This window comes from Amycolatopsis acididurans, from assembly GCF_012328925.1.
GTDB lineage: Bacteria > Actinomycetota > Actinomycetes > Mycobacteriales > Pseudonocardiaceae > Amycolatopsis_E > Amycolatopsis_E acididurans.
In genome coordinates this window covers 72,182-87,730 of sequence record NZ_JAAXLS010000026.1, presented here as the reverse complement: position 1 = coordinate 87,730, position 15,549 = coordinate 72,182, and the positions used below count along the sequence as shown (strand labels likewise).

General features: G+C 70.0%; 16 protein-coding genes and 1 pseudogene. 10 read left to right on the top strand and 7 right to left on the bottom strand.

Annotated features, from left to right (window positions below):
- A pseudogene (locus HFP15_RS43010) lies at window positions 1–124 on the top strand (3-hydroxyacyl-CoA dehydrogenase); the annotation flags it as partial.
- A gap of 88 nt (window positions 125–212) precedes the next feature.
- Here HFP15_RS43010 and HFP15_RS28225 read toward each other — a convergent pair.
- Window positions 213–1,652, bottom strand: a complete 1,440-nt coding sequence (locus HFP15_RS28225) for an aldehyde dehydrogenase (RefSeq protein WP_168519794.1) — start codon at window positions 1,650–1,652, stop codon at window positions 213–215.
- A gap of 109 nt (window positions 1,653–1,761) precedes the next feature.
- The gene (locus HFP15_RS28220; protein WP_168519793.1) at window positions 1,762–2,637 is read right to left on the bottom strand and encodes an alpha/beta fold hydrolase; all 876 of its coding nucleotides are present in this window, start codon (window positions 2,635–2,637) and stop codon (window positions 1,762–1,764) included.
- Window positions 2,638–3,072: 435 nt separating this feature from the next.
- On the opposite strand from HFP15_RS28220, the gene HFP15_RS44190 reads away from it, so the two are divergent.
- The 9 genes from HFP15_RS44190 to HFP15_RS28175 all read left to right on the top strand — a co-directional run bounded on the left by HFP15_RS44190 (window position 3,073) and on the right by HFP15_RS28175 (window position 10,895).
- Window positions 3,073–3,330, top strand: a complete 258-nt coding sequence (locus tag HFP15_RS44190) for a hypothetical protein (protein ID WP_168519792.1) — start codon at window positions 3,073–3,075, stop codon at window positions 3,328–3,330.
- Between the two features lie 45 nt (window positions 3,331–3,375).
- The gene (locus tag HFP15_RS28210) at window positions 3,376–4,869 is read left to right on the top strand and encodes an acetyl-CoA acetyltransferase (RefSeq protein WP_168519791.1); all 1,494 of its coding nucleotides are present in this window, start codon (window positions 3,376–3,378) and stop codon (window positions 4,867–4,869) included.
- Entirely contained in the window at window positions 4,866–5,774 is a 909-nt protein-coding gene (locus HFP15_RS28205; protein ID WP_168519790.1) for a GNAT family N-acetyltransferase, read from the top strand. Before HFP15_RS28210 ends, HFP15_RS28205 begins: the two co-directional genes overlap by 4 nt.
- 46 nt (window positions 5,775–5,820) lie before the next feature.
- Window positions 5,821–6,990, top strand: coding sequence for an aromatic ring-hydroxylating oxygenase subunit alpha (locus HFP15_RS28200; RefSeq protein WP_312871783.1), 1,170 nt, complete (start codon window positions 5,821–5,823; stop codon window positions 6,988–6,990).
- Between the two features lie 3 nt (window positions 6,991–6,993).
- The gene (locus HFP15_RS28195; protein WP_168519788.1) at window positions 6,994–7,794 is read left to right on the top strand and encodes a crotonase/enoyl-CoA hydratase family protein; all 801 of its coding nucleotides are present in this window, start codon (window positions 6,994–6,996) and stop codon (window positions 7,792–7,794) included.
- Window positions 7,791–8,549 (top strand): Zn-ribbon domain-containing OB-fold protein, encoded by a 759-nt coding sequence (locus HFP15_RS28190; RefSeq protein ID WP_168519787.1) that lies wholly within the window; start codon window positions 7,791–7,793, stop codon window positions 8,547–8,549. Before HFP15_RS28195 ends, HFP15_RS28190 begins: the two co-directional genes overlap by 4 nt.
- A gap of 1 nt (window position 8,550) precedes the next feature.
- Window positions 8,551–9,726, top strand: coding sequence for a thiolase C-terminal domain-containing protein (locus HFP15_RS28185; RefSeq protein WP_168519786.1), 1,176 nt, complete (start codon window positions 8,551–8,553; stop codon window positions 9,724–9,726).
- A 233-nt stretch (window positions 9,727–9,959) separates the two neighbouring features.
- A complete protein-coding gene (locus HFP15_RS42285; protein ID WP_210717972.1) occupies window positions 9,960–10,280 on the top strand; it encodes a hypothetical protein in 321 nt (106 codons plus the stop codon).
- Window positions 10,281–10,295: 15 nt separating this feature from the next.
- A complete protein-coding gene (locus HFP15_RS28175; RefSeq protein ID WP_168519785.1) occupies window positions 10,296–10,895 on the top strand; it encodes a TetR/AcrR family transcriptional regulator in 600 nt (199 codons plus the stop codon).
- A gap of 4 nt (window positions 10,896–10,899) precedes the next feature.
- On the opposite strand, the gene HFP15_RS28170 is transcribed toward HFP15_RS28175, so the two are convergent.
- From HFP15_RS28170 to HFP15_RS28150, 5 genes are read right to left on the bottom strand one after another with little or no spacing between them, the layout of a single operon-like run.
- Entirely contained in the window at window positions 10,900–11,538 is a 639-nt protein-coding gene (locus HFP15_RS28170) for a TetR family transcriptional regulator (RefSeq protein WP_168519784.1), read from the bottom strand.
- A gap of 58 nt (window positions 11,539–11,596) precedes the next feature.
- Window positions 11,597–12,343 (bottom strand): SDR family NAD(P)-dependent oxidoreductase, encoded by a 747-nt coding sequence (locus tag HFP15_RS28165; RefSeq protein WP_168519783.1) that lies wholly within the window; start codon window positions 12,341–12,343, stop codon window positions 11,597–11,599.
- A gap of 15 nt (window positions 12,344–12,358) precedes the next feature.
- Window positions 12,359–13,525 (bottom strand): aromatic ring-hydroxylating oxygenase subunit alpha, encoded by a 1,167-nt coding sequence (locus HFP15_RS28160; RefSeq protein WP_168519782.1) that lies wholly within the window; start codon window positions 13,523–13,525, stop codon window positions 12,359–12,361.
- Window positions 13,522–14,016, bottom strand: a complete 495-nt coding sequence (locus HFP15_RS28155; protein ID WP_168519781.1) for a metallophosphoesterase family protein — start codon at window positions 14,014–14,016, stop codon at window positions 13,522–13,524. The genes HFP15_RS28160 and HFP15_RS28155 overlap by 4 nt, the downstream gene beginning before the upstream one ends.
- A 4-nt stretch (window positions 14,017–14,020) precedes the next feature.
- The gene (locus HFP15_RS28150; protein ID WP_168519780.1) at window positions 14,021–15,535 is read right to left on the bottom strand and encodes a class I adenylate-forming enzyme family protein; all 1,515 of its coding nucleotides are present in this window, start codon (window positions 15,533–15,535) and stop codon (window positions 14,021–14,023) included.
- Window positions 15,536–15,549: the final 14 nt, after the last annotated feature.

Below are 15,549 nucleotides of genomic sequence, written 5' to 3'. Positions count from 1 at the left end.
GCATCCGTCCCGGCTGGGTGACCCGAGCGAGTACGCGGCGCTGGCCCGGCACATCGTGGAGAACCCGATGCTCAACGGCGAGACCATCCGCCTCGACGGCGCCATCCGCATGAGCCCGCGCTGAGCCACCGCGGACAGCCTCCGTCGTATCCGCGCTACCAGCGCACGGCGGATACGACGGAGGCCGTCACGGAACTCCTCATCATCGAGGTCTATTTCGCGGTGGTGTAGATGGATTTCAGGGAGAAGTACGGCGCGAGCCCCTCGGGTCCCATCTCGCGTCCGAGACCGCTCGCCTTCACTCCGCCGAACGGGGCGTTGACCTCGATACCGTAGGTGTTGACGCCGACGGTACCGCTGTGCACCTGGCGCGCGATCTCGCGGCCCTGCTCCTCGTCGGTGGTCCACACGGTGCCGCCGAGCCCGTAGTCGCTGTCGTTGGCGATCCGGATCGCGTCGTCGATCCCCTCGTGGGGGATCACCGACAGCACCGGCCCGAAGATCTCCTCACGGGCGATCACGGAAGAGTTGTCGACGTCGGCGAACACGGCCGGCTCGACGAACCAGCCCCGGTCCCGCCCCACCGGGACACCGCCGCCGGTGGTCAGCCGTGCACCGCCGCTCTTGCCCGCCTCGATGTAGCCCAGCACCCGGTCGCGCTGCGCCCGGCTGACGAGCGGGCCGATGGCGGTCTGCTTGTCGAGCGGATCTCCGATGGTGAGCGCGCGAGCGACCTCCGTGACGGCCTCCACGACCTCGCCGTAGCGGGACGCGGGGGCGAGCACCCGGGTGCACGCGTGGCACGTCTGGCCGTTGTTGACGAACGAGACCTCCGGTAGCCCGCGCGCGAACGCACCGAGATCGGCGTCGGGAAGGACGATCGCGGCCGATTTCCCGCCCAGCTCCAGCGTGACGGGCCGGAGCAGCTCGCCGCAGCGGGCTGCGATCGCCCGCCCGGCCGCCGTCGAACCGGTGAAGGCGATCTTGTCGACGCCAGGATGGTCCACGAGCGCCTGCCCGGTCTCGCGCCCGCCCGGCACGATGTTCAGCACGCCCGGTGGCAGGTCCGCCGCGGTGGCCGCGTCGGCGAAGACGGCCGCGTCGAGCGCCGCTTCAGGTGAGGACTTCAGTACCACCGTGCACCCCGCGGCCAGCGCCGGCCCGATCTTCATCGCGGCGAGCGCCTGCGGGTAGTTCCACGGCACGATGGCGCCGACCACGCCGATCGGTTCCCGCCGGACCAGCGTCTCGCCCCCCATACCGGGCCTGATCTCTTCGCGCGCGGTCTTCGCCGCGAGGCCCGCGTAGTAGCCGATGATCGCCGAGGGGGCGAACCCGTTGACGGCCCGCGACAGCGAGATCGGCATCCCGTTCTCGCGGCTGACCAGCGCGGCGGTGTCCTTGCCGCGGGCCTTGAGCGCCTCGGCGAACCTCGCGACGACCGCCGCGCGTTCCTCGGCCGCCGCCTTGCCCCACGGTCCGTCCAGGGCACGCCGCGCGGCCGACACGGCGCGGTCGATGTCCTGCGCGTTCCCGGCGCTGGCGGCACCGAGGGCCTGTTCCGTCGCGGCCTCGATCACCTCGATGGTCTCGCCGGACGAGGACTCGGTCCACCGGCCGTCGACGAACAGCGTGACTCGCTGGGTATCCACCCGAAATCTCCTACTTAACGATCGCTAAGCTATTCGATGCAGCATAACCTTATGGCATTAGACGGTAAAGGGGTCAGCGCGACCTCGCCGACCTCGCCCGCGGGCTTTGTCAGACCGAGACGCACTCGTCGAGGAAGCCGAGCAGGCCCTGGGCGAACACGTCGTTGTCGTCGCCGGCGACCATGTGGCCTGCGCCCTGCACATCGATGACACGCGCGTGGGGGATCAGGGTGAGCAGTTCGCGGGCGCCCTCGGGGCTCACGATGCGCGATTCGCTTCCGCGGACGAGCAGAGCGGGTACCCGGATCGCGCGGGCCGCGTCGACGGCGCGGCCGGTGAGATCGCGAGCCGTCTCCTCGGCCGACTTGCCCTCGCCGCGCTGGCCGAGGAACCGCGGATCCCAATGCCAGTACCAGCGGCCGTCCCGTTCGCGGAGGTTCTTGCGCAGCCCTTCCGGACGCGGCGGGCGCTTGCGGTGCGGGTTGTAGGCCATGACGGCGTCCGCCGCCTCCTCCAGCGAGTCGAATCCGCCCATCCCGGAGCGCATGAACGCGGTGATCTCGGCGCTGCCCTCGGGTTCGATGCGGGGCGTCACGTCCACCAGCACGAGCCCCAGGGCGAAGCCGGGGTCTTCGCCCTGGGCCAGCAGCGACGTCATGCCGCCCATCGACGCTCCGACGAGAATGGGCGGCTCGTCGAGCGTGGCCGCGACCGCGCGCAGGTCGGCGATCATGGCGTCCTGGCTGTAGTCGCCGTCGGCCGCCCAGCCGCTGTCCCCGTGGCCGCGGGCGTCGACGGAGATCGACGTCCAGCCGTGGGTGGCGAGCCGCGCACCCGTCTGCTGCCACGAATGCCGGGTCTGCCCGCCGCCGTGCAGCAGGAGCACGCTGCCCCGTCGTGGCTCGTGCGCGGGCGCCTGCCAGCGGTCCGCCGCGAGTGCGACACCCCGGCCCTCGATCGTGAGATGTTCCGGCGTGACGGACATGGCGGGGCTCCCCCTGTTCGGTTCCTCGTCGACAACACACGCGACCCTATCCACGGTACGACCGGGATGGCGAGACAACCAGTGTTTCGTGTCTCGTGTCACCGGAATCTCCTTCGCCATATAAATCTACTATCATTAGTCTAGAATGGCTGTTACCTGGCGGTCGGCGGAGAGAGTCATCGTGAAGTCGAACGAATACCGGCTCGAGCTGAAGGTCGCGAAGGAGCAGGTGGTCGCCGAGGGCGTCGCGCATCTGGTGCTGACGACATCGTCACCGTGCGGGGGCCGCGGAACCACTTTCCGCTGGTGGCGGCCGAGCAGTACCTGTTCGTCGCCGGCGGGATCGGCATCACACCGATCCTGCCGATGCTGCGGCACGCGGCCGCGTCGGGGAAGTGGTGACGCCTGGTCTACGGCGAGCGGTCACGGTCGTCGATGGCGTTCCGCGAGGAGCTGGTGGCCACCTACGGCGACCGGGTGCGCTTGTGGCCGCAGGACGAGGCCGGGCTGATCGGCCTCGACACGGAACTCGGCGCGCTGCCCGAGACGGCCGGCACCTGCGAGACGGGGGTGCTCGACGGGATCCCGGATCACCGCGACGACGTGCTGACCGAGGAGGAACGGGCGTGCAACGACTGCATGCTCGTGTGTGTTTCCCGCAGCAAGACCCCCCGATTGCGGCTCGATCTGTGATATATCTAAAGGCATTAGATAACTGACGAGTGGGAGGACCCATCGATGTCGCTGGACCCGCGTACCCCCGTCCTGGTCGGCGGCGGCCAGCTCAACCGCAGGGACGGCGAGCCGGAACGCGAACCGGTGGCGCTGATCGCGGAAGCCGCACGCGCAGCCGAGCTGGACTCCGGCGGCCGCGGCCTGCTCCGCGCCCTCGACTCGATCCGCCTCGTCCGGATGCTGTCCTGGCGCTATCGCGATCCCGGCAGGCTGGTCGCGGCCGAACTGGGCGCGAGCCCCCGCCACACCGCCTACACCGGCGACGGCGGCAACAGCCCGCAGGCGCTGGTCAGCGGCGCGGCCGCCGACATCGCCGAAGGCCGCGCCGATGTGGTGCTGATCGGCGGGGCCGAGGCGTGGCGGACGCGGATGCGGCTGCGCGCCGAGGGCAAGCGGCCCGACTGGACGGTGCAGGACGAGTCGGTCACCAAGGCGCCGGTGCTCGGAGCGGCCGAGCCGCTGCTGGGCGACGGCGAGCTGCGCATCGGTCTCGACCGGCCGTCGTCGGTGTACCCGCTGTTCGAGCAGTCGCTGCGCATCGCCGCGGGACGCGGCATCGACCAGCATCTCAAGCACTGCGGCGAGCTGTGGTCGCGGTTCAGCGAGGTGGCCGCGCGCAACCCGCACGCGTGGACGACGCGGGCCTGCAGCGCCGAAGAGATCACCACGCCGTCACCGGCCAACCGGTGGATCTCCTGGCCGTATCCGAAGCTGATGAACTCCAACAACATGGTCGAGCAGGGCGCGGCCGTGCTCCTGTGCTCGGTGGCCGCGGCGGTGCGCGCGGGGGTGCCGCGGGAGAACTGGGTGTTCCCGTGGTCCTCGGCCGAGGCACACGACACGTACGCGATCGCCGAGCGGCAGGCACTGCACGGCTCACCAGCGATCAGGATCGCCGGACAGCGCGCCCTGAGCCTGGCCGGAGCCGGTGCCGGCGATCTCGGGCCGGTCGACATCTACTCGTGTTTCCCCGCCGCGGTGCAGGTCGCGGCGGCGGAACTGGGGCTGCCGGTGGACGATCCCGCGCGGCCGCTGACCATCACGGGCGGACTGACCTTCGCGGGCGGCCCGTGGAACAACTACGTCACGCACTCCATCGCCACCATGATCACGGCGCTGCGCGAATGCGGCGGAAAGGGGCTGATCACGGCCAACGGCGGCTACCTCACCAAGCACGCGCTGGGCGTGTACGGCACCGAGCCGCCGCCGGAGGGGTTCCGGTCGGAGAACGTGCAGTCCGAGGTGGACCGCGAACCGACGACGCCCGCGCTGGATTCCTGGCAGGGCACCGGTTCGCTGGAGTCGTGGACAGTGGTGCACGACCGTGGTGGCGCGCCGGAGACCGCGTTCCTGGCGGTCCGCACGCCGGAGGGGGCCAGGACGCTCGCCGTGAACCGGGAACCCGAGACCCTGGCGACGCTGGTCTCCGACGAGATGGCCGGTGCGCCGGTCGCCGTCGGTGAGGACGGAACGGGATGGCCGGAGGGGGTTCGATGATCACTTACGAGTGGGCGGATTCCTGGAGTGCCCGAGCCGAAGTCGTGGAGCTGCTCGAGGTCGCGGCCGACTTCGACGCGGAGCAGGGATTCTCCGCGCAACCCCCGCAGCTCGATCCCGGTCCCGCGGACGCGGTCCGGACACGCGAACTGGTCGCGTGGATGACGCCGGACGTGGGCTCGGTGACGCCCGGGCGCCGGCGCGCGGTGGCGTTCCTGCGGGTGTGCGCCGGGCCGGACGGCGACGGGGTGCTGGAGTTCGTGGTGCATCCCGAATTCCGTTCGCTGGGGGTGGGAACGCTGCTGCTGGAAGAGCTGGGTTTCGCGGTGAATGACGGCGACGGCTGGGCGGGAACCGGGGCGAGGTCCCTGCGGGTCTGGGCGCGTGGCTCGCATCCGGCGGCCGAGCGGATGGCCCGGCGATTCGACGCGGACGTCGTGCGCAGCGTGTGGCGCATCGTGCGCCCCGGCAAGGCACGCGACCGGCTGCCGGAGACGGCGCACGACGTCACGGTGGCGCCGGTCGAGTCCGGCGTGCAGCGCGAGGAACTGGTCCGGGCCGGCAGGGCCTGGCTCGCGCCCGTCGATCCGGACGGCGAACTGCTCGTCGCGAAGGACCGCGACGGGACCGTCGCGGGATTCGTCGCGCTGAGCGGTCCCGGTCGCGAAGGGCCGGAACCGGGCACGATCCGCACGCTCGGGCTCGCGCCCGGCGCGGACGAGCACGCGGCGCGCGCGGCGTTGCTCAGCCATGCGGTGGACCGCCTCACCGGTGCCGGCGCGCGCGAGGTCGAGATGCTCGTGAACGCGGTCGGCGACGATCTGGTCCGCACCTGCCGCCTGCTCGGATTTCATCACGACCAGACGGATCTGTGTTTCCGTATCCCGCTGCAACGCTCTTGCTGACATAAAACTAACGACATAAGATAAGAATTCTAGGATGGGAGGTGTCGTGTCCGAATACGACGTCGAGCGCGAGAGCCGTATCCGTCGCCTGCTGACCCACCTGCGGGATGGGACGACCGACCAGTTCGACGGCATGGTCGAGTTCGGGCCGGAGGAGTTCACCGATCCCGCCGTCGCCAAGCGTGAGTGCGACCTGATCTTCGGCCGCGTGCCCTCGATCGTGGCGCACGGATCGGAAATCCCCACGCCCAACGACTTCCGCACGATTCGCATGCCGCGCAACAACGTGATCATCGTCCGGCAGCGCGACGGCGGGGTGAAGGCGTTCGTCAACCAGTGCCGGCACCGTGGCGCGCTGCTGGAAGAACAGCCCGAGGGCAAGTGCCGGCTGTTCTCGTGCGGGTACCACCGCTGGTCCTACGACACCGACGGCACGCTGCGCACGATCACCCGGGAGAACACGGTCGGCGAATTCGATCACGGCAGGTTCGGGCTGATCGAGCTGCCCGTGCAGGAGCGGCACGGGTTCATCTGGCTGGTCGACCGCGCGGGCGCCGAGATCGACGTGGCGTCCTGGCTCGGCCCCGAGGTGGACCGGATCATGGCCGGCTACCAGCTCGACAAGCTCGTGTCGTTCCGCTGGGAGGGGTTCGACGAGCCGGTCAACTGGAAGGTCATGCAGGACGCCTTCGTGGACGGATACCACATCCAGTACGCGCACCCGAACACCGCGGGCAAGATCATCCACACCAACGTCTACGCCTTCGAGGACTTCGGCAGGCACGCGCGCTGGCTCGCGCCGCGCAAGACGATCGACCGCTGGATCGACGAGGACCCCGGCGAGGAAAGCCTGGCCCGGCATGTGACCGAAAGCCATTTCCTGCTGCCGAACAGCACGCTGCTGCGGCTGCCGGACGACCACTTCGAACTGCTCACCTTCCGCCCGCACCCGCGCGACCCGGGACGCTGCTGGATGGAGATGCGCGTCATGGTGCCACCGCTGGAGGCCACTCCGTTCGACGAGGAGAAGTGGACGCGGCGCTGGGAGAAGAACTGGCAGATCCTGCTGGACGTGCTGCACCAGGAGGATTTCCCGCTCCTGCGCAGCTCGCAGGTCGCCATGTTCAGCGAGGACGCGGGCGAGATGCTCTACGGCCGCAACGAGACCGGCAACCAGGTGTTCCACCGCGAGGTCCAGAAACTCCTGGCCCAGTAAGGAATGGCAGTGACAACGACGTCAGAACCCGCGGCCTTGTACGAGCGTCGCGGCCATGTCGGCATCGTGACGTTGAACCGTCCGGCGGCGCTCAACGCCGTCAACGCCGAACTGGCCACCGCCGCGGGCACCGCGCTCGCGGCGGCCGACGCCGATCCCGGCGTGCGCGCCGTGGTGATCACCGGTGCGGGCCGCGCTTTCTGTGCGGGCGCCGACCTGAAGGAGGTCGCGCGCCGCCGCCCGATCGATCCGCCGGAGCATCCCGAATGGGGGTTCGCGGGGATCGTGCGGCACTGGATCGCCACGCCGACCATCGCCGCGGTCAACGGGTTCGCCCTCGGCGGCGGCACCGAGATCGTGCTGGCGTGCGACCTCGCGGTGGTGGACGAGACGGCCGAACTGGGGCTGCCGGAGGTCCGCCGGGGCCTGCTCGCGGCCGCCGGTGGCGTGCTGCGGCTGCCGCGCCTGATCCCGATGAAGATCGCGCTCGAGATCGGCCTGACCGGCCAGCCGATCACGGCGGCCAGGGCGGCCGAACTCGGCCTTGTCAATCGCACGGCGCCACAAGGAAAAGCGCTGGAGACGGCCCTCGAACTCGCCGAGACGATCGCCGCCAACGCTCCCGTGTCGGTCCGCGAGACCAAACGCGTCATGCACGAAAGCCGCGAGGCGGGCTCGGACTGGGGCGAGGAGATCTGGCGGCTGAACGAGCAGGCCGCGCGCACCGTCATGCGCTCGGACGACGCGCGGGAAGGACCGCGCGCGTTCGCGGAGAAGCGGGCGCCGCGCTGGAGCGGCCGATGACCACCGTGGAGGGAAGCGTGTTCCCAGGAGTTCCGGCGGATCTCGTCGAGGTCGCCGAGCGGCACGGCCGCATCGTGGCCGCCGGCGACAACAAGGCGGTGCTGGCGGACTTCCGGCCCGATCGCATCGCGCAGCTGATCGCGTCGGCGTCCCTGCCGCCCGATCTGGTCAAGTCCGAACTGCTCGACCTGCGGCCCGACGAGGGCGGGTTGTTCGCCGCCCACATCCGCTACACCGCGGCCGACGGTTCGGAAACCGTGCTGCGCTCGCGCTGGATCCGGCTGCCGGAAGGCTGGCGGGTCACGCAGGTCCGGAACCTGCCGGCGACGCCACCGAGGATGGACAGCACCGGGCCCGCCGAGGACGGCAACGACACCCCGCACTGGGAAGGGCTGCGCGAGGGCGAACTGCGCGTACCGCGGTGCGACGACTGTGCGAACTGGATCTGGCCGTGGCGCCCGATCTGCCCACGCTGCCACGGTTTCACGGTGTCGTGGACAGCGGTCGAACCCACCGGGACGGTCTTCTCGTGGACCCGCACCTGGCAGCCGTTCGCGCCCGAGTTCTCCGGTCATCTGCCGTTCGTCACGGTGCTGGCCGAACTGCCGCAGGCGGGTGGCAAGCGCTTGCTGGGCGTCCTGCTCGACGCGGACGGGGTGGAGCCGCGGATCGGGGAGCCGGTCCGTGCCGAATTCGAGGCCGCGCCCGACGGGGGCTGGCCGGTGCTGCGCTGGCGACTGAGCCGGGAGGCGTGACATGACCGCAGGACAAGGCTTTCGTGGCGCGGCCGCCGTCGTCGGCATCGGCAGCCCGCGCTACCACAAACGAGGCACCAGTGAGGATTCCGCGCTGACGCTGATCCTCAAGGCGATCCTCGCCGCGTGCGACGACGCGGGCGCGGACCCGCGCGGCATCGACGGTTTCGTGTCCTACGCCAACGACATGAACGAGGGCCTCGTGGTGGGTGCCTCACTGGGCGTGCGTGAGGTCCGCTGGTCGACCATGGTCTGGGGCGGGGGAGGCGGCGGTGTCGCCGCGGCGGTCAACGCGGCGGCGGCCGCGGTCGCGACCGGACAGGCCGAATGTGTGGCCGTGTACCGCGGCATCACCGAAGCCGACGACGGGCGGCAGAGCTATGGCAAGGGCCATTTCCCGCCGCTGCTGACCGCACACGGCATCGTGACCCCGGCGCAGATCTGCGCGTTGCGCACGCAGCGGTTGCTGGAGGCCGGCGGCGTGCCGCGGTCCGCGATGGAGGCGCTGACCGAGGTCTCCTACCTGCACGCGCAACAGAACCCCGACGCGGCCGCCTACGGAAAGCCGCTGGATCCCGGGGTGTACGCGGATTCGCGCTGGATCGCCGAGCCGTTGCGGCTCTTCGACTGCTCCCGGGAGAACGACGGCGCGAGTGCGTTGCTCGTGGTGCCGGCGGAACGGGCCAAGGAGTTCGCGCAGCCGCCCGCGTACGTGCTTTCCGGGGTGCAGGGCGCCGGTCCGGACTGGAGCGAGCAGCTGGAGAACGACGAGGCCTACACCAGCGCGGGTTTCCACCCGGCGCTGGTGTCACGGATGTGGAACACCGCCGGGATCAAGGCGGGCGAGGTCGACGTGGTGCAGGTGTATGAGAACTTCACCGGACCCGCGGTCGCCTCCCTGATCGACGTGGGCCTGTGCCCGCCAGGGGCCGCGGCGGGCGAGTTCATGACGGCGGACAACCTGCGGGCGCCCGGCGGGGGGCTGTCCGTCAACACCTCCGGCGGCAACATCGCCGAGGGTTTCGTGCACGGGATCGGGCTCGCGGTGGAGGCGGTGCGGCAGATCCGGGGCACGTCCCCGAACCAGGTCGAGGGCGCCGGGGTCTCGCTGCTGCTCGGCGGGCCGATGGCGCCACTGGTCAGCGCGACGGTGTTCGGGTCCGAGACGGCACTGTGACCCACCGCGGCGGGCGCGATCGCGGCCGACGCGGAGGAGGTCGCGGCGATGGTCGCAAACGTTCGCGAGCGCTGGGCGCGCCGGGTGTGCCTCGGCGCCTCGGTAGGGGCGCAGGCACCTGCCGACCACCAGTGCGTACGCCGCCGCGAGAGCCGGGCTGAGCGGGCTGTGCAAGTCGCTGGCCAACGAGGCCGCCCGGCGTGGGCCGAGGACTTTGGGCTGAGGAGGCAACGATGACGTGGAACTTCGCGACGGTTTTCGAGGCGCTGGCCAGGGTTCGGCCCGGGGACACCGCGCTGATGCACGGCGATCGGGCCGTTTCCTGGGCGGAGCTGGACGACCGCGCCGGGCGGCTGGCGTCGGCGTTGCGCGCGGCCGGGCTCTCCGGTTCGGTCACCGCGCAGGAGGCCGAGCGCATCGGGCTGGTGTCCACTGTGGTCGATGACGACAAGCTGCTTCAGGCCGCACTCGACTGGAAGCCACGAGCTTCCACAACGCGGCGTTGCCGGAGAAACGGCCACCCGTGTACCAGAACCGGTGAACACGCGCGCTGACGTACGCTGAGCGCCGTGAGTGACCGCAACGCCGTAACCGACGCGCCCGGCCTGGTGGAGAAGGTCCTGACCGCCGCTGACGAGTGTTTCGAGCACTACGGCATCGCGAAGACCACGATGGAGGACGTCGCGCGTGCGGCGGGTATTTCGCGCGCCACGCTCTACCGCTACTTCGCCGACCGCGAGAGCCTGCTCACGGCGCTGGTGCGGCGGCGCGCGCGGGTGAACATGAAAACGGCGCGGGCCTACCTCAAGCGCCGTCCCACGATCGAGGCCCGCATCGCCGACGGGATCGTGCGCAACGTCCGCCGCGGTAAGCACGATCCGCTGATGCGCCTGCTCGTCTCGCCGGAGCAGATGGCGCTCGCGACGAAGCTGCTGGAAGGCACCGGCCTGGCCAACGAGCTCACGCGCGAGCTGTGGGAACCGGTGCTGCGGGAGGCACAGCAGGCGGGTGAGATCGCGCCGGAGGTGGACGTCGTCGAACTGTGCGAGTGGATCGCGCACCTGGAGATCATGTTCATCAGCCAGGTCGAGGACTCACCGGAGGCCTTCGCCTGGGTCCGGCGGATGGTCGAGCGTTTCGTGGTGCCCGCCCTGACCCGGCGCGGCTGAGTGGTCAGCGCCGGCGCTTGCGGGTGCCGTGGTCCTCGGTCACCCCGCGCAGGAAGGTGCGGACCGACTCGGCCCAGAGTTCTTCCGGACTGCGCGTGTTGGCCTTCAGCGCGCGGGCGAGATTCGGTTCCTCTTCGGGATCGGCGTGGGGGAAGATCTTGCTGCGGTCCCGCGGTTTCTTCATCGCCTCGGTGAGCGCCGCACCGAGGGTGAGCTTGTCGAGGCCGTCGAGGATCAGCACGTGCAGCTCGTCGGGCACGCCGACCTCGATGAGGAACGCGGCCGAGCGGTCGTACACCCTGGCCAGCACGTCACGGGGCGGGTAGCGCAGCAGTATCGGGGCCGCCTTGGCGTGGTTGAGGATGGTGCGGCGGAAGTTCAGGCTCTGCGTGACGAAGTACTCGATCCAGTTCTCCGGCGACCGATCGCGCGGTCGCGGCGTCTCCAGCACGATCGCCCGCGCCACCGCTTCGAGGATCTCTTCCTTGTTCGCGAAGTGGTAGTAGATCGAGGGGGCCCGGACGTTGAGCTCCCTCGCCAGCCGCGGCAGGCTGAGGGCGTCGAGGCCCTCGGTGTCGATGATCTTGACAGCGGCCGTGACCACCCCTTCGTGGCTGAGCAGCGGCTGCGAGGGACGAGGCATGCCCTCCATTATCAACCCGGAGCCGTCCCACGTGGCACGGACACGCGCACACGGCCGGTCAGCGGCCCATCTGCCCGTCGTCGACCTTGAGCACGGTGCCCGTGACGAACTCGGACCCTGGCGAGACGAGATACAGCAGCGAGCTGTCGAGCTGCGCGGGGTCGCCGAGCCGCTTGCGGGGAAACGCGCCGCTCGGATCGCCGACGCGGGCGATCATGCCGTCCATCATCTCGGTCGCGAACGCGCCGGGGGCGATCGCGTTGACGTTGATGTCGTGGCGGGCCCATTCCACCGCGAGTGTCTCGGTCATCCGGTTCACCGCCGCTTTCGTGGTGGAGTACAGCGCCGCCGCGTTGCCGTGGTAGTCGAACGCGCCCATCGACGAGATGTTGACGATGCGGCCGCCGCGCCTGGCGGCGATCAGGCGCCTGGCGACCTCGCAGCACAGCACGAACGGGCCACGGACGTTGGTGTCGATCACGGCGTCGATCAGTTCGAGCGGCATCTTGTGCGGGCGCATGGCGTCGTTGATTCCCGCGTTGTTGACCAGCACCGTGACCAGGCCGAAGACCGCCTCGACCTGGTCCATCACTTCAGGCAGGCGCCGCGCGTCGGAGACGTCGAAGGCAACCGCCTCGCACTGTCCGCCCGCCGCTGTGATCTCCGCGGCGACCTCCTTCAGCCGCTCGTCGCGGCGGCCGCCGATCACCACCCGTGCGCCGGCGGAGGCCAGCACCGCCGCGAATCGCCGCCCCAGCCCGGAACTCGCGCCGGTGACCAGCGCGACCTCGCCTGAGAGGTCCACCCGGTACCTCCTCGTTCAGGAAACCAGTTTCCGCAGTTCCCGATGGAAAATCTGGTTCACGACCTCGTTGCGTCCCAGGATCATGCCGCCTGCGTTGGCGCTCGTCAAAGCCAGCTGCGAACCGCGCAGCAGCGGGAAGTCCTCCTGGTGCAGCACGGCGAGCAGGATGTCCCAGTTCTTCTCCCAGGTCTTGCGCCAGCGCTCCGGATCCATTCCACTGTCCTCAATGGAGGGAACGAGCAGACGCATCTCCATCCGGCAGCGCCCGGGATCGCTGGGGTGCGGGCGGAAGGTCAGCAACTCGAAGTGGTCGTCGGGCTGGCGCAGCAGAGTGCTGTTCGGCAGCAGGAAATGCCCGTCGATGACATACCGGCCGAGGTCGCGGTCACCGGGATCCTCGTCCAGCCAGCGGTCGATCTTCTTGCGGGGCGAGCACATTCGCGCGTGCCGCCCGAAGTCCTCGACCGCCTGCACGTTGGTGTGCACGTGCTTTCCCGCGGAGTTGGGGTGGGCGTACTGGATGTGGTAGTTGTCGATGAACGCGTCCTGCATGATCTTCCAGTTCGCCGGCTCGTCGAAGCCTTCGCACCGGTAGGCCAGCAGCCGGTCGAGGTGGTAACCGGCGAGGATCTCGTCCACCTCCGGCCCGAGCCAGGCGGCGACGTCGATCGGCACGTCCACGTCGTCGATCAGCCAGATGAAACCGTGCCGTTCCTCGCAGGGCAGTTCGATGAGGCCGTGGGCTTCGCGGTCGATGTCCCCGAACGTGCCCTCGCGCGTGACCGTGCGCAGCTTCCCGTCCGTGTCGTAGGACCAGCGGTGGTAGCCGCACGAGAACAGCCGGCAGCTGCCCTTCTCCTGTTCCTCCAGCAGCGCGCCGCGATGCCGGCACGCGTTCACGAACGCCTTGACCCCACCGTCGTCCTGGCGCACCACGAGCACCTGGTTCCGCGGCATCCGCAGGGTGAGAAAGTCCTTGGGCCGCGGTAGTTCGCCGGTGTGCGCGACGATCGAGGGCACGCGGCCGAACACGTGGTCGCGTTCGCGCGCGGCGATCCGCGGGTCGGTGAACTCCTCCGGCCCGAACCACATCACGCCGTCGGACTCGTCGGTGGTTCCGGCGCGAAGATGTTCGAGTGTGCGCCGGATCCGCTCCTGCCTGGATAGGGCGATCGATGTCATCGCTTCCTCCCTCGCGATCTATCTCGGTGCCGCACGCCGCGCACTCGCTTCTGCATCGGGAGATGCGTGTGTCCCAGTACGACCAGGTCGGCGCCGAGCTCGTCGGCGCGGTCGAACTCCGGGCTCGCCGGATCGAGGTAGCGGCCGTAGGGCGGCCACGGGCTGCCATGCACCATCAGCACCCGCAGGCCGCCCAGCGTCACACGCAGTTCGGCCGGCGTGTGGCGGACGAAGTCCAGCTCCCGCCGCGAAAGCCGTGGGGACTGCCGTGCCCGGGCGTTGGCAGGCCCGAGAAAGGACATCTCGTGGTTGCCCAGCACGTACTGCGCGCCCGAGCGCCGGATCGTCCGGACGATCTCGTTGGAGAACCGGTGGTCGGAGAACGCGTCCCCGGCCACCAGCACCTCGTCGGCCTCGCGGGCCAGCTCGATCATGGCGTGGTCGAACGCCGCCACGTTGCCGTGCGCGTCCGCGAGAATGCCGAGCCTCATCCGCTCATACCGTGGCCGGTTTCGAGGTGAGCTCGGGATGGGCGTCGCGGATCCGGCGGCGTGCGATCTTGCCGCTGGCCATCCGTTCCAGCGGCGCGTCCTGCAGTACGACGTGGCGCGGCACCTTGTAGCCGGCCAGCCGCGCGCGGCAGTGCGCCTGGATCTGCTCGGCCGTCACGGATCCGTCGGAATGCACGATCGCCGCCGGGGTCTCCCCGAACTTCGGATCGTCGGCGGAGATCACGCACACCTCGAGCACACCGGGCACCTCGTCGACGACCGCTTCGATCTCCGAGGGCGCCACGTTGTACCCGCCGGTGATGATGATGTCCTTGAGCCGGTCGACGACGCGGATGTAGCCCTCGTCGTCCTTGATGCCGACGTCGCCGCTGTGGAACCAGCCCTCGCGCAACGCCTCCGCGGTGGCCTTGTCGTTCCGCCAGTATCCGGGCGTCATGCCCGGCCCGCTGACGATGATCTCGCCCGGCTCGCCGGGATCGCAGTCGGAACCGTCGGGGCGCACGACGCGGTGCCGGGTCAGCACCGTGCCGCGGCCGATCGATTCGGGCCGGGTCAGTGCCTGCTCCGGCGGGTTGAGCGTGGAGATGCCGCCGAGTTCGGTCATGCCGTAGGCCTGCCGCAGCGGCACGCCCTTCGCCAGCCACGCCTTGATCGTGGGCACCGGTGCCCTGGCCCCGGCGATCGTGACCAGTTCCAGCGACGAGAGATCGGCCTGTGCGAACTCCGGCAGCGCCGCCATCTGCTCGAAGAGCACCGGGACCCCGCACAGGATCTGAATGCGCTCCTGGGTGACCCGCCGCAACGCCGTCGGCGCGTCGAAACCCCTCTCGTAGAACAACGACGCGCCACGCGTGAGCGGATGCAGCACGTGCCAGGGGAGCCCGGGAGCGCCGGACATCGACAGCAGGTAGATCATGCGCGCCTCCGGGCGCAGGGCCGGCTCGGCCAGCGCGAAGTCCGCGATGAAGTTGAACATGCTGCGGTGACTGAAGATCACGCCCTTGGGTTTCGACGTCGTTCCGCTGGTGTACACGATCACCGCCGGATCGTCCCAAGTGGACGATGGGCGGAGAACCGCTTCCTCCAGGTCCCGCAGCGCGGTGAATTCGCCGAGCCCGCCGAGTTCGAGCGGCGAACCCGTCAGCGCGGAGGACATCCGGTCACGGTGCGCCTCGTCGGTGAGCACCAGCCTCGGCTCGGAGTCGTCCACGAGATAGCGCAGTTCGGCCGGGGTGAACCGGTTGTTGTACGGGACGACGGCCGCGCCGAGCTTGAGGGCGCCGATCGCGGCGACGCACCATTCGAGGCTGTTCGCGCCGATGATGCCGATCCGCTCGCCGGCGCCCAGCCCACACGCCGCGAGGAAACCCGCGGCGGCATCGGTCCAGCGATCGAGCGCCCGGTAGGTGACGACGTCGTCACCGTCGAACACGATCGCGGGCCGGTCCGGTGCTTCGCGTGCCCAGTGCCGAAGACCGTCGGTGACGAGTACAGTCATCGTTTCCGCTCCTT

Bases quoted from the DNA above. Each gene is read 5' to 3' on its own strand.
- HFP15_RS28210 (WP_168519791.1), top strand. From the start codon at position 3,376: ATGTCGCTGGACCCGCGTACCCCCGTCCTGGTCGGCGGCGGCCAGCTC.
- HFP15_RS28185 (WP_168519786.1), top strand. From the start codon at position 8,551: ATGACCGCAGGACAAGGCTTTCGTGGCGCGGCCGCCGTCGTCGGCATC.
- HFP15_RS28220 (WP_168519793.1), bottom strand. From the start codon at position 2,637: ATGTCCGTCACGCCGGAACATCTCACGATCGAGGGCCGGGGTGTCGCA.
- HFP15_RS28155 (WP_168519781.1), bottom strand. From the start codon at position 14,016: ATGAGGCTCGGCATTCTCGCGGACGCGCACGGCAACGTGGCGGCGTTC.
- HFP15_RS28205 (WP_168519790.1), top strand. From the start codon at position 4,866: ATGATCACTTACGAGTGGGCGGATTCCTGGAGTGCCCGAGCCGAAGTC.
- HFP15_RS28160 (WP_168519782.1), bottom strand. From the start codon at position 13,525: ATGACATCGATCGCCCTATCCAGGCAGGAGCGGATCCGGCGCACACTC.
- HFP15_RS28190 (WP_168519787.1), top strand. From the start codon at position 7,791: ATGACCACCGTGGAGGGAAGCGTGTTCCCAGGAGTTCCGGCGGATCTC.
- HFP15_RS28170 (WP_168519784.1), bottom strand. From the start codon at position 11,538: ATGCCTCGTCCCTCGCAGCCGCTGCTCAGCCACGAAGGGGTGGTCACG.
- HFP15_RS28195 (WP_168519788.1), top strand. From the start codon at position 6,994: ATGGCAGTGACAACGACGTCAGAACCCGCGGCCTTGTACGAGCGTCGC.
- HFP15_RS28150 (WP_168519780.1), bottom strand. From the start codon at position 15,535: ATGACTGTACTCGTCACCGACGGTCTTCGGCACTGGGCACGCGAAGCA.
- HFP15_RS42285 (WP_210717972.1), top strand. From the start codon at position 9,960: ATGACGTGGAACTTCGCGACGGTTTTCGAGGCGCTGGCCAGGGTTCGG.
- HFP15_RS44190 (WP_168519792.1), top strand. From the start codon at position 3,073: ATGGCGTTCCGCGAGGAGCTGGTGGCCACCTACGGCGACCGGGTGCGC.